This window comes from Brevibacterium sp. CS2, from assembly GCF_005280295.1.
Lineage (GTDB): Bacteria > Actinomycetota > Actinomycetes > Actinomycetales > Brevibacteriaceae > Brevibacterium > Brevibacterium pityocampae.
Genome location: NZ_CP040020.1, coordinates 495546 through 508700, shown reverse-complemented (window position 1 = coordinate 508700; position 13155 = coordinate 495546). Strand labels below are relative to the sequence as shown.

General features: G+C 70.5%; 12 protein-coding genes. 2 read left to right on the top strand and 10 right to left on the bottom strand.

The features are described 5' to 3' along the window. Window positions 1-237: 237 nt before the first annotated feature. From FDF13_RS02230 to FDF13_RS02220, 3 genes are all read right to left on the bottom strand, one after another. Window positions 238-1413, bottom strand: a complete 1176-nt coding sequence (locus FDF13_RS02230) for an asparaginase domain-containing protein (protein WP_137318268.1) — start codon at window positions 1411-1413, stop codon at window positions 238-240. A 57-nt stretch (window positions 1414-1470) separates the two neighbouring features. Further along, the gene (locus FDF13_RS02225) at window positions 1471-2073 is read right to left on the bottom strand and encodes a DinB family protein (RefSeq protein WP_254668864.1); all 603 of its coding nucleotides are present in this window, start codon (window positions 2071-2073) and stop codon (window positions 1471-1473) included. Window positions 2074-2244: 171 nt separating this feature from the next. Continuing rightward, complete coding sequence (locus FDF13_RS02220) at window positions 2245-3387, bottom strand: ATP-binding protein (protein ID WP_137318267.1); 1143 nt, start codon at window positions 3385-3387, stop codon at window positions 2245-2247. Between the two features lie 607 nt (window positions 3388-3994). Here FDF13_RS02220 and FDF13_RS02215 point away from each other — a divergent pair. Beyond that, on the top strand, window positions 3995-5752 hold the full coding sequence (locus tag FDF13_RS02215) for an HNH endonuclease signature motif containing protein (RefSeq protein WP_137318266.1): 1758 nt from the start codon (window positions 3995-3997) through the stop codon (window positions 5750-5752). 129 nt (window positions 5753-5881) lie between these two features. On the opposite strand, the gene FDF13_RS02210 is transcribed toward FDF13_RS02215, so the two are convergent. The 7 genes from FDF13_RS02210 to FDF13_RS02180 form a co-directional block, all read right to left on the bottom strand. After that, complete coding sequence (locus FDF13_RS02210; protein WP_254668951.1) at window positions 5882-6736, bottom strand: prenyltransferase; 855 nt, start codon at window positions 6734-6736, stop codon at window positions 5882-5884. Then, window positions 6726-7271: a lycopene cyclase domain-containing protein gene (locus FDF13_RS02205; RefSeq protein ID WP_137318264.1), complete on the bottom strand. Its 546-nt coding sequence runs from the start codon at window positions 7269-7271 to the stop codon at window positions 6726-6728. Before FDF13_RS02205 ends, FDF13_RS02210 begins: the two co-directional genes overlap by 11 nt. Next, window positions 7268-7648: a lycopene cyclase domain-containing protein gene (locus FDF13_RS02200; protein WP_137318263.1), complete on the bottom strand. Its 381-nt coding sequence runs from the start codon at window positions 7646-7648 to the stop codon at window positions 7268-7270. The genes FDF13_RS02205 and FDF13_RS02200 overlap by 4 nt, the downstream gene beginning before the upstream one ends. Then, complete coding sequence (gene crtI / locus FDF13_RS02195) at window positions 7648-9294, bottom strand: phytoene desaturase family protein (protein ID WP_254668863.1); 1647 nt, start codon at window positions 9292-9294, stop codon at window positions 7648-7650. The genes FDF13_RS02200 and crtI overlap by 1 nt, the downstream gene beginning before the upstream one ends. After that, the gene (locus FDF13_RS02190) at window positions 9291-10211 is read right to left on the bottom strand and encodes a phytoene/squalene synthase family protein (protein ID WP_137318262.1); all 921 of its coding nucleotides are present in this window, start codon (window positions 10209-10211) and stop codon (window positions 9291-9293) included. The genes crtI and FDF13_RS02190 overlap by 4 nt, the downstream gene beginning before the upstream one ends. Further along, a complete protein-coding gene (locus FDF13_RS02185) occupies window positions 10208-10855 on the bottom strand; it encodes a MarR family winged helix-turn-helix transcriptional regulator (RefSeq protein ID WP_175406814.1) in 648 nt (215 codons plus the stop codon). The genes FDF13_RS02190 and FDF13_RS02185 overlap by 4 nt, the downstream gene beginning before the upstream one ends. A gap of 201 nt (window positions 10856-11056) precedes the next feature. Then, entirely contained in the window at window positions 11057-12163 is a 1107-nt protein-coding gene (locus tag FDF13_RS02180) for an NAD(P)H-binding protein (protein WP_137318260.1), read from the bottom strand. A 72-nt stretch (window positions 12164-12235) separates the two neighbouring features. On the opposite strand from FDF13_RS02180, the gene FDF13_RS02175 reads away from it, so the two are divergent. Beyond that, window positions 12236-12898 (top strand): CPBP family intramembrane glutamic endopeptidase, encoded by a 663-nt coding sequence (locus FDF13_RS02175; RefSeq protein ID WP_175406813.1) that lies wholly within the window; start codon window positions 12236-12238, stop codon window positions 12896-12898. The last annotated feature ends 257 nt before the right edge of the window (window positions 12899-13155 follow it).

The following is a 13155-nucleotide window of genomic DNA, read 5'->3' as shown; positions in this document are numbered from 1 at the left end:
GGCGACGGGTGTCTACTACGGCAACAGTACGGCCTGCCGATCTGTTCCCTCTGGACATCGGACGGCCTGGGTGAGACTACGGGAGGCAAGGTGCCGTGTGGTGAGGTGCGGCGCGGTGGAGTGTGGTGAGGGCCGCCAGCGGCGAGGGAGGACGAGGCCAGTGGCGACCCGCCGGATTCGGAGAGACCTGCTGGTCCGGTCCGAACGCCCCCACGACCCCATCTGCTGTCCGACCGATCAGCGGAACGCGGCGAGCACCTCGGCGGGGTCGACCCCGCAGGCGAGCGCGAGGGTGAGTGCGATCCTCGCCTTCCGCGCATCGAGCAGGCCGGCCGGCAGCAGACCGCGGCTCAGCAGGTCGATCTCCGCACCCGGGTAGCCGTAGGTGTCCTCGAGCGTCGCCCCTGCCCCGGTGCGTGAGGCGAGGACCACCGGCATCCGCACAGCCAGCGCCTCGACGGCCTCCACCGCGCGAGCGGCCACGTGACCGCCGCCCACTCCGGCGAGGACTGCGCCCCAGTACCCGGCCTCGGGAAGCGTCGCGAGGAACTCGAGCCCGTCGTCGAAACCGACGTCGATGTGCGCCACGCGAGGGAAGTCGAGGTTCGGGGCGTGCGCGGTATCTGGGGCGGCGTCGGCCCCGGAACCGCGGGGCACCGCGAGTCCGACCGGCAGGGTGCGCGGGGCAGGAAGGTGCGGCAGCCGGACGCGGTCCTCGGCGACCCAGCCGAGCGCTCCCACGACCGGGCCCGAGGTGAACGGCGAGACATGGCTCGTATGCGCCTTGCGGACGAACAGCGGGTCGTGCACCTCGTCGGCGAATACGAGCGCGGCGCGCAGCCCGGCGGCCTCCGGGACGAGCGCGGTGAGCGCGGCCGCGCGGACATTGGCCGGGCCGTCCGCCCCGGGGAGCGTGGGATTGCGCATGGCGCCGGTGAGGACGATTGGGATGCCGGAGTCGTTGAGGAGCGAGAGCGCGAACGCGGAGTCCTCGAGCGTATCCGTGCCCTGCGTGAGCACGATGCCGTCGACGCCGCGCGCGGCCGCACGTCGCGCGGCGAGCACAGTGCTGAACAGGATGCCGAAGTCGATGCTCCCCGACCCCACCTGCGCGAGCTGCTCCGCGCTGACCTGCGGGGCGCCGCCGGGCAAGGTGTCGAGGCGGGCGGCGGCCGTGATCTCCTCGGCCGTCACCGTCGGTGCGACCCCGCGGGCCGGGGCAGTGGGTCCGGTGCGGTCGGTGCGGTCGGTGTTGCTGGCAGGGCCGGTGCTACTGGTAGGGCCGGTGCTGTCGGTGCGATCGGTGCTGCTGGTAGGGCCGGTACGGCCCGTGCTGTCGGTGCTGTCGGTCGGAGCCGGCGATGTGCTCGAGGCGATGGTGCCGCCCAGGGCGATGACGTGGAGAGTGCGCATGGGAGTCCTCGCGGGAGTCGGGTCGGGGTGGAGGAAGCGGGCGGGGGTGCCGAGCATTCAGGCGGGGTCGTTCCCTGCCCGGTCGCCGCCCGCCCGGAGCTCGGCTGCCCGGAGGAGGTCGAGGGTGATCTCGAGGTGCCCGAGGTGCTGGCACAGTTCCTCGAACACATGGAGCAGGACTCCGAACGTCGACTGCGACCACGGTCCGTACCCGGTCGCCGGGGCGACCGGTGGGCTGTTCCAGTCGGTGGCGGTGAGGTCGGCGAGGAAGGCGGCCCGCACCTCGGCGGCGGATACGAGGAGATCGGCGACCCGGCCGATGGCGCTGAACTCCGCCTCCCGGTCGCGGGGGACCCGGATGCCGAGGTTGACCGTCGACGACCAGCGCCGCATCATCCCCAGGCAGTGGGTGAGCAGGACGAAGGGGGAGTTCGCGCCGGGCGCGGGCGGAACAGCGTTGGCGGTGGCGTCGTCGAGGGCACCTACCGCATCGATGATCTCGTCGAGCTTGACCAGGGTGAAGCCGACGAGCGTCCGCACGTGCGGCGGCAGATCGCCACGGGTGTGCTGCGGGGCGACAGGGGCGTGCGGGGGTTCGGGGGTCTGCGGGGAATCCGGGGTCTGCAGAGGATCCGGGGTCTGCGGTGTGGGGTCGGCCACGGCGGGTCCTTCCTGCGCGGGGCCGGTCCGGCCCGATGACGCCTCGCCGGCCCGATTGCCGACGAATCCTGCTGCGGCCGACGATACCTGTTGAGGAATCGAGGGCTGCTGCAGGACCGGCGGACATCTCGGTTCGGCAGCCGATCGCGATCGACGATTCCGTGTACCCGGTCAGCGGGTGAGCAGGTATTCGCGGGTGTAGGGCATGGTGAAGCGGACCCATCCGCGGCCGGCGGGCTCGATGACGCCGCGGGTGATGAGGCGGGCCCGGTAGACGCTGCCGTACTTCGCCGTCACGCCCATCCGGCGGGCGACCTCGGCGGTCCGGGAGCGGTCGTCGTCGGCGGCCATCGCGAGGACGTAGCTGCGCTCCTGGTCGGTGAGTCCTTCGACGGTCGGCTCGTGGATCTGCCGGTGCATGGCCGTGCGCGCCCGGGCCACCGACTCCTCGACGTGCTCGACGGAGATGACGTCCTCGTCGCCTGCGGCTCTCCACGCGTGGTCGCCGATGAGCTGGATGAGGAACGGATAGTGCCCGCTCGCCCCGATCGCCAGCTCGAGGGCTTCGCGCGTGATCGTCTTGCCGGCCTGCGTGATCGGCGCCTCGAGCGCGATCCGGGTGTTCTCCGGGCTGAGGTTGCCGAGCGTCACCCGCTCGGCCCGCCGGAGGTAGGTGGAGACCTCGTCGTCGACGAGGCTCGTGATCGTCTGCGGCAGTCCGGCGGCGACGAACGCCACCGGTGCCTCCTGGCTGAAGGCGTAGGCGATCGCATCGGTGACGCGGCGAAGCTCGTCGAGCTGCGAGCGGTGCACCTCGTCGAGGGTGAGGACGAGGCCGGTGCCGTGGGCGGCGAGGATCTCGAGCGCTCGCATGAGGTGGTGGCGGAAGTCCGGAGTCAGGGGGTTGGTGGACTCCGTGCGGGTGGTGAGCCCGCCGGCGCCGAACGGCAGGGTGAACCCGACGACGGAGGATTCGACGGTGTCCGCGGCATCGAGGCGGGCGAGGAGCTCGGGCAGCCGCGCCTCGGTCAGGCTCGTGGAGAACCCGGGCGAGGCCTGCGCATGGACGGTCATCCATTGGCGGCTCGCCGCGACCTCGTGGAAGACGTGGAGGAGGACGCTCTTGCCGACGCCGCGCTGGCCGGTGATGAGCGTGGCCCGGCCGGTGGCGCCGGGGCCGCTGTCGAGCGCGTAGGCGAAGTCGTTGACCTCGCCCTGCCGGCCCACGAGGGCCGGTGGGATGACGCCGAAGGTCGGGGGTGAAGGGCGAGGGGGAGGCACCGGGTACGGGCGGCGGGGGATGGTGACGCTCATCGTCCGTGGTCCTCCGATCGCAGTCCGGTCGCGGTGGTTTGGATTTGTTTAGATTCTTGAGAATACCGTGGCCAGGCGTCGAGCGGTAGGTGGAAGGGGTGGTTGCTTAGCAGGGTGGTTTCTCTCCGGGCGGGGGCCGGGGCCGCCCGGGGTGGGTTTGGAGGTGTTTAGTCGGTTTGGATTTGACTTGCTGAGCTCGGAATCGAACGGCCGACGAGCGGAGTGTGAGTGAGTGAAAAAGTATTCGAACATTCTCAGCGCAAGCTGTTCCAATCGTTGCTTCGATCGATTAGTATTAGAACACGGCGAGAGGAACCGAGCAATGTCGGCCAAGCGAGCACCCACGGTGGACGAGCAGATCTTCGCTGCCTGTGCGGCGGCAGGCGCAGGTGGAGGTGCAGGTCCAGCGGACCCCGAATACACCGTCTCCACGGACCCAGCGCGCTTCTCAGCGCCCTCGACTCTCCTCGGCGTCTACAACATGCTCTCGGCAGAGGATGCAGAACGCGGTGTCGGTGCGTCCCCCTCTGACCTGAGTCTCCCTGTCGCCGGGAGTACCCGTGCTTCCGGACGTCCCCGGGGCGAACCGGTCGATCGCGGCACTGCGATGCTCGCGGAGGAGGAGATCCGGTTCGAGCGGCTCCATGAGCGGGTGCGAGCCGCTGCGCGTCAGCGGGATGTCGTGGCGCTCGAAGAACTCGTCGCACTCGCCCAGGCCGCTACCGGTTATCTGGCCACGATGCACAGCGCGGACGAGATCCGTGCCCTGTTCGAGCTCGAGGACGATCTCGCTGCGGAGCGAGTGCCACCGGCCGTCCCGTTCAGATATGCGGCGCGGGAGTCGCTGAGGGCGGGATTCGACATCACTCTGGCGCACCGGCTGTCGATGACGACGGCGCGTGCGACGAGTGCGGCCGCCGACAGTCTGCTCGCGTACTACGGGCTGCCACGTCTGAGGCACGCAGTGCTCACCGGGGAGGCGTCATGGACGAAGCTGCGGACCGTGATGAAGAAGACCCGCGACCTGTCGCTCACGGATGTCAGGAGGATCGACGAGTTCGCGTGTGCCCAACCGCACGATCTGACCCCGCACCGACTGGGAGTGCTCGTCGATCGGCAGGCGGCGCTCATCGCCGGCCGCGAGAACCTGGAGCACGCCCGCAATCGGCATCGAACGGTGCAGATCGAGCGCTGGCGGGACGGCACCGCGCGCCTGACGCTGACCGGTCCGACGACCGCGCTCGACGCGCTCCATCAGCGCACTCGTGCGATGGCACGGGCGATCACCCTGAATCACGCCGATGCGTTCGGCCTCGATCGCTCCCGCCAGGCAATCGTCGATCCGCGCAAGGTCAACGAGCTCATGTTCGACATCATCACCCGCGCCACCGGCCGGATCGACGTCACCGTCGCCGAGGTCGACGGCCCCGCGACCCCGAACAGCAGCTTCCAGCCCGGTCCCGAGCGCCCTGCGGGCACCGGCGCAGGAGCCGTGGTCCGGCAGAGTCCGGATCCAGGCGGTGAAGACACCACGGCCGCACCGGCAGGGTCCGACACCCGCACCGGCAGCGCACACGATCCACCACCCGATACGCCTCCACCGACTCACCGACACACCGGGTCGAGAACGCGGAGAATGCGGAAGCTCAGCGGCCTCAGCGAGGTCCCCGACCTGGGGGAGTCGGAGACAGCATACATCCACACCGTCACGCTCACTTGCCCCACCCACGACGATTGGCTGCGCCGCCAGGCCGCGGTCACCGTCACCGTACCCGCGATGTCGCTGCTCGATGTAAGATCCGGCGGTGCGGACATGCCCGGCGAGCTCCACGGCACGAGCCCCGTTCCCGCGGAGATCGCCCGCAGCATCGTGGCACTCGCACCGCACCTCGAACGGGTTCTCACCGATCCGGTCGACGGCACCGTCCTGCCGATCGCGGCGCAGAAGTACCCGATCCCGGACGCTCTGCGGCGAACAGCCGAATCGCAATGGCACACGTGTGCGGCACCGGGCTGCGACGTGCCTGCTCAGTACTGCGAGATCGACCATCTGATCCCCTTCGACCACGCCGACCCTCAGGCCGGTGGCCGGACGGAGCCGCGGAATCTCCACCCGCTGTGCAAACATCACCACGACTGCAAGACGCGCGGCGTCATCAGCGTCGTGAACGAGCACGAAACCACTGAATCTGAAGGCGGAGCCCGCATGGCCGGCACAGTATGGCGAGCCAGCTGCACCGACGCGATCATCACCCGTCCGATGCGCAACCCGATCCACACCGAGCACGCCGCCTGGCTCGCAGCGCATCAGCCGCGCGATCGGACCGATCGGTCAACGGGTGGTGACGAGGCCGGCATCGCGTGAAGCGCCGACTCCGAGATCAGCTTCCCATGCCCCCGGGACCGTCACTGCCCTCCGAGTCGGAGAGCGACCTCGAGCGCCGCTCGTTGTCCTCACTCGGAGCGCTTCGCCCCTACTCCATCCGGAGGAGCTTCACCCCAGCGCGACCCAGAGCATGAGCATGGTGACGAAGAAGCCGACGACGTAGTTGAGCCAGAGGAACACCGACCAGCCGCGGTGCGCCTCGGCCGAGGTGTCGTCGGTGATCGACCAGAACCGGGCGGAGTTCACCGCGTAGGGCAGCGCAAGCAGGCCGGCGAGCGGCACCGGCCAGGAGGTGAAGACGAGCAGGGTCCCGGCGAGCAGGTACACGGATGTCGTCAGACGCACCGTGGCCCGTGCGCCGAGCACGGTCCCCACCGAGGCGAGACCTCCCTCGCGGTCGGGCACGATGTCCTGCACAGCGCCGAAGGCCTGGCTCGCGATCCCCCAGAGGAAGAATGCGGCGAGCACGAGCCAGCCGTCCCGGCCCACCGGATCGCCGAGGAGCGCGAGGGCGAACCACGCGGGTGAGGAGAAGTGAGTGGACGAGGTGAGCGAATCGAGGACCGGGATCTCCTTGAAGCGCAGACCCCTGACCGAGTACGCGAGCACCGCGAACATGCTCAGTGCGAGCACGGCAGTGGACAGCACCGTGCCGAGGACGACGAACGCGATGAGGAACGGGACGCACGCCACCGCTGCCGCGATGAGGATCCGGCGGTGCTGCTCGGGCGAGGCGAGGTGCCCCTCGACGCCGCCCTTGCGCGGATTCCGCAGATCCGATTCGTAATCGAAGACGTCATTGATGCCGTACATTGCGAGGTTGTACGGCACGAGGAAGAACACGACGCCGAGCACGAACACGAGGTCGACCCGGCCGCCGCCCAGCAGATACGCCGCCCCGAACGGGAACGCCGTGTTCACCCACGAGATCGGGCGCGAGACGAGGAACAGCTCACGGAGCACGGTGATCACCTCCTCGGTCCGACTGCGGATCGTACTGAGTCGAATTCTGCTGGGCTGAAATCTGCTGGGTCGGATTATGGCGCGCCGGATCATGCAGTACCGGATCATGCTGTGCCGGGTCATGCTGGGCCGAATCGCTCGGTGCCGCGTCTACCCGTGCCTCGTCAATCCGTGCCGTGTCGACACGCACGGCAGCGCTCCCCACGGCATCGCTCCCCACGGCCCCGCTCCTCACTGCCGAGGTGCGTCGCCGTCCCAGCAGCTCCCACAGCGCCGGCAGAGCGAGGACGGCGAACACCGTGTAGGCGAGATCCTCGACCGGCATCGCACCGATCATGATCCCGGAGATCAGGTCCTCGGCATAGGTGAACAGGCCGACGCTGATCATGAGGTTGTCGAACACGATGGTGAGAGCGATCATCGCGATCGCAGTGAGCGCCAGCGCGGACCGGGAGACCCTGCCCGAGCGCCAACCGACCACCGCGAGCACGAGCGCCGGCACGAGGAACACGAGGTTGATGAGCGTATAGGTCACGGCCGCTCACCTGCCGGTCCGCCGTCGACGTCGGCACGTGCCCTGCCCGCACGTGCCCTGCCCGCCCGCGCCCGGAGGATCCGCGCCCCGCCGGTGTAGAGGTTCATCGTGAGCCAGCACAGGAACACGAGGAAGAACAACTCCTCGAGCGGCAGCTCGGGAGCCAGGTCGATCCCCGTCATGTACGGGCTGTCGCCGCGATGGAAGATCCCGGTGAGGATCCCCAGACCGTCCCACGCGAGGAACGCCGCCAGCCCGAGGCCGTGGACGATCGCCGCACGTCGCGCATCGGCGAACCAGAACAGCCGGTGCCGCAGGTCGAGGATCGCCATCCCGGCCAGGCTGAACAGCAGGCACGCGAGGTACGCCCAGCTCATCACAGCGATTCCAGCCAGCCGCCGGAGGTGTCGCCGCGCAGCTCCTTGACGACGTTCTCCGCGCTGATGAGGCACATCGGCAGCCCGACCCCGGGAGCGGTGAAGGCCCCCGCGTAGAGCAGATTGTCGAGCCGCGAAGCACGCAGTCCGGCAGGCCGCCGCGGCCCGCCGCGCAGGAACACGCTCTGCGCCAGGGTGTTCGCCGGGCCGAGCACGGTGCCCTGCCAGGCGTGGAAGTCGTCGACGTAGTCCCCGGGCCCGAGCGTCCGCCGTACGAGAATGTGCTCGTCGAGGTTCTCGGCGAAGTCCGCCTCGCCGGACCAGCGGGCGATCTGCTCGATGATCCGGTCGCAGTACGCCTCGAAGGCCGGCTGACCGGCGCGCAGGGACGGGTCGGCAGGGCAGGGGACGAGCACGAAGAGGTTCTCGCATCCGTCCGGGGCCACACCGGGGTCCGTGCGCGAAGGGGCGCACACGTAGACCGAGGCGGGGTCGGGCAGAGAGCGCTCCTCGCCGAACACCGCGGCGAAGTTCGCATCCCAGTCGGCGGTGAAGAAGAGATTGTGGTGGGCGAGCCGGTCGAGGCGCCGGTCGACGCCGAGCATGAGGATCGCGCCGCCCATCCCCGGATCGCGGTGCGCCCACGTCCGCTTCCCGGCGGTGCGGTAGGCCGGGTCGAGGAGCCGGGTCTCGAGGTGGTGGAGGTCGCAGGCGGCGACGACATGGTCGCACTCGAACACCTCGAGGCCGGACTCGGTGCGGGCGACGACCTCGGTGATGGTGCCGCGCCGGCCGGCCGGTGCGGTCGGGAGGGCGACCACCTCGGCCCCGGTCCGGATCTCCACCCCGGCGGCGCGGGCCTGCCGCTCGATCGCGTCGATGATCGTGTGCATGCCGCCGCGCGGATACTGCACCCCGTCGATGAGGTCGAGGCGGCTCATGAGGTGGTAGATGCCGGGTGCCCGCTCCGGGTACATCGCGAGGAACACCGCGGGGTAGCCGAGGATCTGCCGCAGCAGCGGGTGGGTCACGGTGGCGTCGATCCGATCGGCGAGCGAGCCGGTGAGCATGCCGGCCAGCGGTCCGAGCCGCCTGAGGATCGCGGGGTCGGCGAGCGCGGCCGGCGATCGGAAGGTGCTGTAGAGGAAGTGGCGCAGCGCCAGGTCGTAGGCATCGGATGCGGAGTCGAGATAGGTGTCGAGGCGCTCTCCGCTGCCGGGTTCGAGCGATTCGAACAGCTCCCTCACCCGGTCGCGGCCGTAGGGCACGTCGACGGTGAGCCCGTCCTCGGCGAACACCCGGTAGCCGGGATCGAGCGGGACGAGGTCGAGCTGCTCGGCGCTCGAGGTGCCGCACAGCCGGAAGAAGTGGTCGAACACCTCGGGCATGAGGTACCAGCTGGGCCCGGTGTCGAAGGTGAAGCCCGACTCGCGATGGATGCCGGCGCGGCCGCCCAGCCAGGAGTTGCGCTCGAGCACGGTGACCGCGTGACCGTCGCGGGCGAGCAGAGCGGCGGTGGCGAGGCCCGCGATCCCGGCTCCGATGACGACGGTGCGGGGCACCTCGGTCCGGGCAGTGGAGGGCGACGCGGCGGAGGGCGACGCGGTAGAGGACTGCGCGGTGGAGGACTGCGCGGTGCGGGTCATGCGACTCCTCGGGTCCGGACGCATGTCCGGGTGCGTGGTGAACGGCCGACGCGATTGCCTGAGCGCGGTCGGCCGGCGGCGGCGGCGGCGGCCAGTGCGAGCTTACGCGGATTCGACACCCGGATCCGTGTGGTGCTCACGCGGTGCGCCGGAGTGCGCGCGATGATCCGGGTGAGCTCGTCGAAGATCCCGTGCGCGGTCCACACCGCCGGCCGGACCCCGCGCGGCAGGTGTGGGATGCGCGTGGCGGCGAGGTCGAGGTCGCCGGTGATGTCGGCGACGATCGTGGTCTTCTGCTCCTCGGTGAGGGAGCGGGGGTCCACCCCGGGGAAGTAGGCGCGGTCGAGCGCGGCGTCCTCCCCGAGGTCGCGCAGGAAGTTGATCTTCTGGAACGCCGCCCCCAGGGCGCGCGCCCCCTCGGTGATCTCGTGCTCGCGGCTCGCGGGAAGCGGCGCGCCGTCGAAGAATCCGCGCACGCACATCTCGCCGACGACCTCGGCGGAGCCGTGCACGTAGGTCGCCAGGCCGTCCGCGTCGTGACCGTCGTGCTCGGTGTCGGAGCGCATCGAGGCGAAGAACGGCCGCCACAGGTCCGGGCCGATCCCGGTGTCGCGGGCAGTGCGGGCGAAGGCGTGCGCGATGAGATCGGAGGAGAATCCCTGCGCGACCGCGGCCTCGATCCGGTGCTCGAACCGATCGAGCTCGGCGCGCGCCTCGGCCGGGTCGGCGGTGTCCCAGGCGCCGTCGACGATCTCGTCGGCGACCCGGACCATGCCGTAGATGCTCGTGATGTGGGCGCGGACCGGGGGCGGCAGGGTGCGCACCGCGAGCGAGAACGAGGTCGAATAGCGGGTGAGCACCTGGTGGGCGGCCCGCTGGGCGGTGGCGGTGTAGAGGTCGGCGGGGCGCGGGGTCATGCGGGACCGCCGTCCGCGTCCGGAGCCGAGGGTCCGGCTTCGTCCGGGATCGTGGTGTCGGCCTCGCCGGTCGCCGAGGTGTCTGCCGCATCCGGTGCCGCGGGGCCGCGCTCGGCCTGGCCGGCGGCGACCTCCTCCTGTGCGTGCTGGACGGCGCGGGTGAGCATGACGATGAGGGCGTCGAACATCTCGATGTCGTCGGGGTGCACCCCGCGCATGACGCGCATCATGTGCTCGACGAGCGGGGCGAACATGTCCGCGCCCTGCTGCCGGGCCTTCTCCGTGGCGTGGAGGTTGACCGCCCGCTGATCCGCATCGGAGCGGTGGCGGGTGAGGTGTCCGTTGCGCACGAGCCGGTCGATGACTGCCGAGGTCGCCGGCCCGGACAGCACGAGGCGCCGGCGCAGGTCCGTCGGAGTGATCGGATAGCCGCGCCGGTCGGCTTCGATGACGGCGTTGACCGCGTGCACATCGGTGTGGCCCATATGCTCGGTGCGGCGGACCGTCTCGAAGTAGCGCTCCGATTCGACGGTGAACTTCTGGAGCAGGAACAGCGAGGAGAACCCGGTCTCGTGCCGGTGCGGGCTGCGACTGTCGGCAGGGGCGCCTGCCGCGGCGGTGTCGTCCGGCAGGTGTTCGACCACGGGTTCGGAAGCGGGATCGCCTATCGGAGCGCGAGCCGGATCGGCAGCGTGATCGGCCGAGTGATCCTCAGGGGTCATGGTTCCACGGTAGATGTTTCCGTGCGGTTCTGACTACTTGAAATCAGTGATGTTGTTGCACCGTGGAACTAATGGCCGCGCAGACGCCTCCGTCTCACCCGCCTCGCCGTGCGTCTGCCGGACCTAATGCCGCGGGAATCGCAGGCGCCCGGGGCGCGCGCGATCGAGGGGGAGCACGTGCCCGAAGGAGCTGCGGAACCGGGTGGCGCCATCGATCTCCACGTTCCCGCCGGCCCAGCGCGGGTCGGTGTCGGCGCCGGTCTGGGGGTCGCCGCCGGGGGTGGTGCCGGTGCGGGTGGGGCTGAGCGCACGGCGGATCGCCGAGGCGGTGTCGAGCCGCGGAGCATCGGAGAACCAGTCGTCGGCGCCCGGGTGGGTGCAGATCATGTCCTCGGCGACACTGTGCGCGAGCGCGGTGACGACCGGTGCGGGCAGGCCGGTGATGCGGGCGACGGCCGGGCCCACCGCCTCGGCGGGCACCGGACCGGCAGGCACGTGCGGCCGGTGGAGGCCCGCGACCGAGGCGTAGAGCCGGATGAAGTCGGGGTAGGTCATGACATCGGGCCCGCCGATGTCGATGAAACCGGTGCGCGTCGAACTGATCGCCCATGTCAGCGCCCGCAGCACATCCACGACAGCGATCGGCTGCACCCAGTGGTGCATCCAGCCGGGGACCGGGATCGCCGGCAGGCGCTCGGTGAGGCGCCGGACGAGCTCGAAGCTCGTCGACCCGGCGCCGACGATGATCGCAGCCCGCAGCGACAGCGCCGGGACCGCACCTGCGAGCAGGATCTGCTCGACCTCGAGGCGGGAGCGCACGTGCTCGGAGTGCCGGGTCGCGTTCCGCGCGCTCGCCCCGGTGAACAGGTCGGTGCGCACCTGCGGACGGTCGGCAGGGACGAGCCCCGACTGGTACACGATCCGGTCCAGCCCGGCTGCTTCGGCCGCCCGGGCGAACTCCGCTGCGGCCGTGGCATCGATCCGAGCGAAGTCGCGGTCGGCCATGGAGTGGACGAGGTACACCGCCGCATCGCACCCGGTCAGGGCCGCGGGCATGGTGTCCGGGCGGAGCACATCGAACTCGGCCGCGCGCACCAGCTGCGCCCACGGAAACTCCGCGAGCCGCTCCGGGGCGCGCGCCCCGGCGGTCACCTCGTGCCCGGCGGCCAGCAGGGCGGGGACGAGCCGGGAACCGAGGTAGCCGGTGGCTCCGGAGACGAAGACGCGCATGGGGCTCCTGTTCGCTGGGGTGACGGACGCGGGGATGAATCCCGCCGGGGTGCTTCCCCTAGTATCGACGGTGTGGCGCACGCGCAGCACCCGGAGGCCCCCGTCGACCGCCGCCCGCCGTGGGCGGCCGTCGCGGTCATCGCCCTGTGCCTGCTCATCGGCGCCGGGTTCCTCTACGGCACGTTCGTCGTCGGATATGATACCGCGCTCTTCTTCCAGTTCTCGTTCGTGCTCGCCGCCTGTTGGGTCGCGGTGTACATCGCCGGGCTCGCGATCCGAGACGGGCGCACTTCCGCGGAACGGGCCTCGCTCGGCCGCGCGATCGGGCTCGGTGCACTGGGCGGCTTCGCCGTCGGCATCGTGAGCATCATCGGCGCATGGGTGCTCTCGCTCCTGCCCTGGACCGCGGACCTCATCGTCGGCGTCCTCGGTCCGATCCGCGCCGAGAACTTCACTCCGGTCTTCATCACCGCGCTGCTCGTCGGGGCCACGGAGGAGCTCGCCTTCCGTGGGGGAGTGTTCGCCCTGTTCCGCCGTCGCCCCGTCCTGTGGTCGACGGTGATCTACGCGATCATCACCTGCGCCACGATCAACCCCGCCCTCGTCGTCGCCACCGTGGTGCTCGGCGTGCCCTTCGCGTGGCTGCGCGCCTGGACCGGTCGGGTGGTGGCGGCGGTGACCGCCCATGTCGTGTGGACGACGGTCACTCTCACCGTGCTCTCCGTGCTCGTCTGACGGTGTCGGTCCGGGCGCGGTGCCAGCCCGGCGCGGTGCGCACCCGGGCGCGGTGCGCACCCGGGCGCGGTGCGCACCCGGGTGCGGTGCTCGTCCGTCGGCGCTTCTCCGAGTGCGTTCGTCCGGGCACAGCGTTCGGTCGTCTTCGTCATCCGCCCGAGGCGAGGTGCAGGCCGGTGACGAGGGGAGATGCGGTGCATTCGGGATAACCCGCCGCTCCCCTCGGGTTTGCCGCCATTCGTGCCGCATGTGTGTGA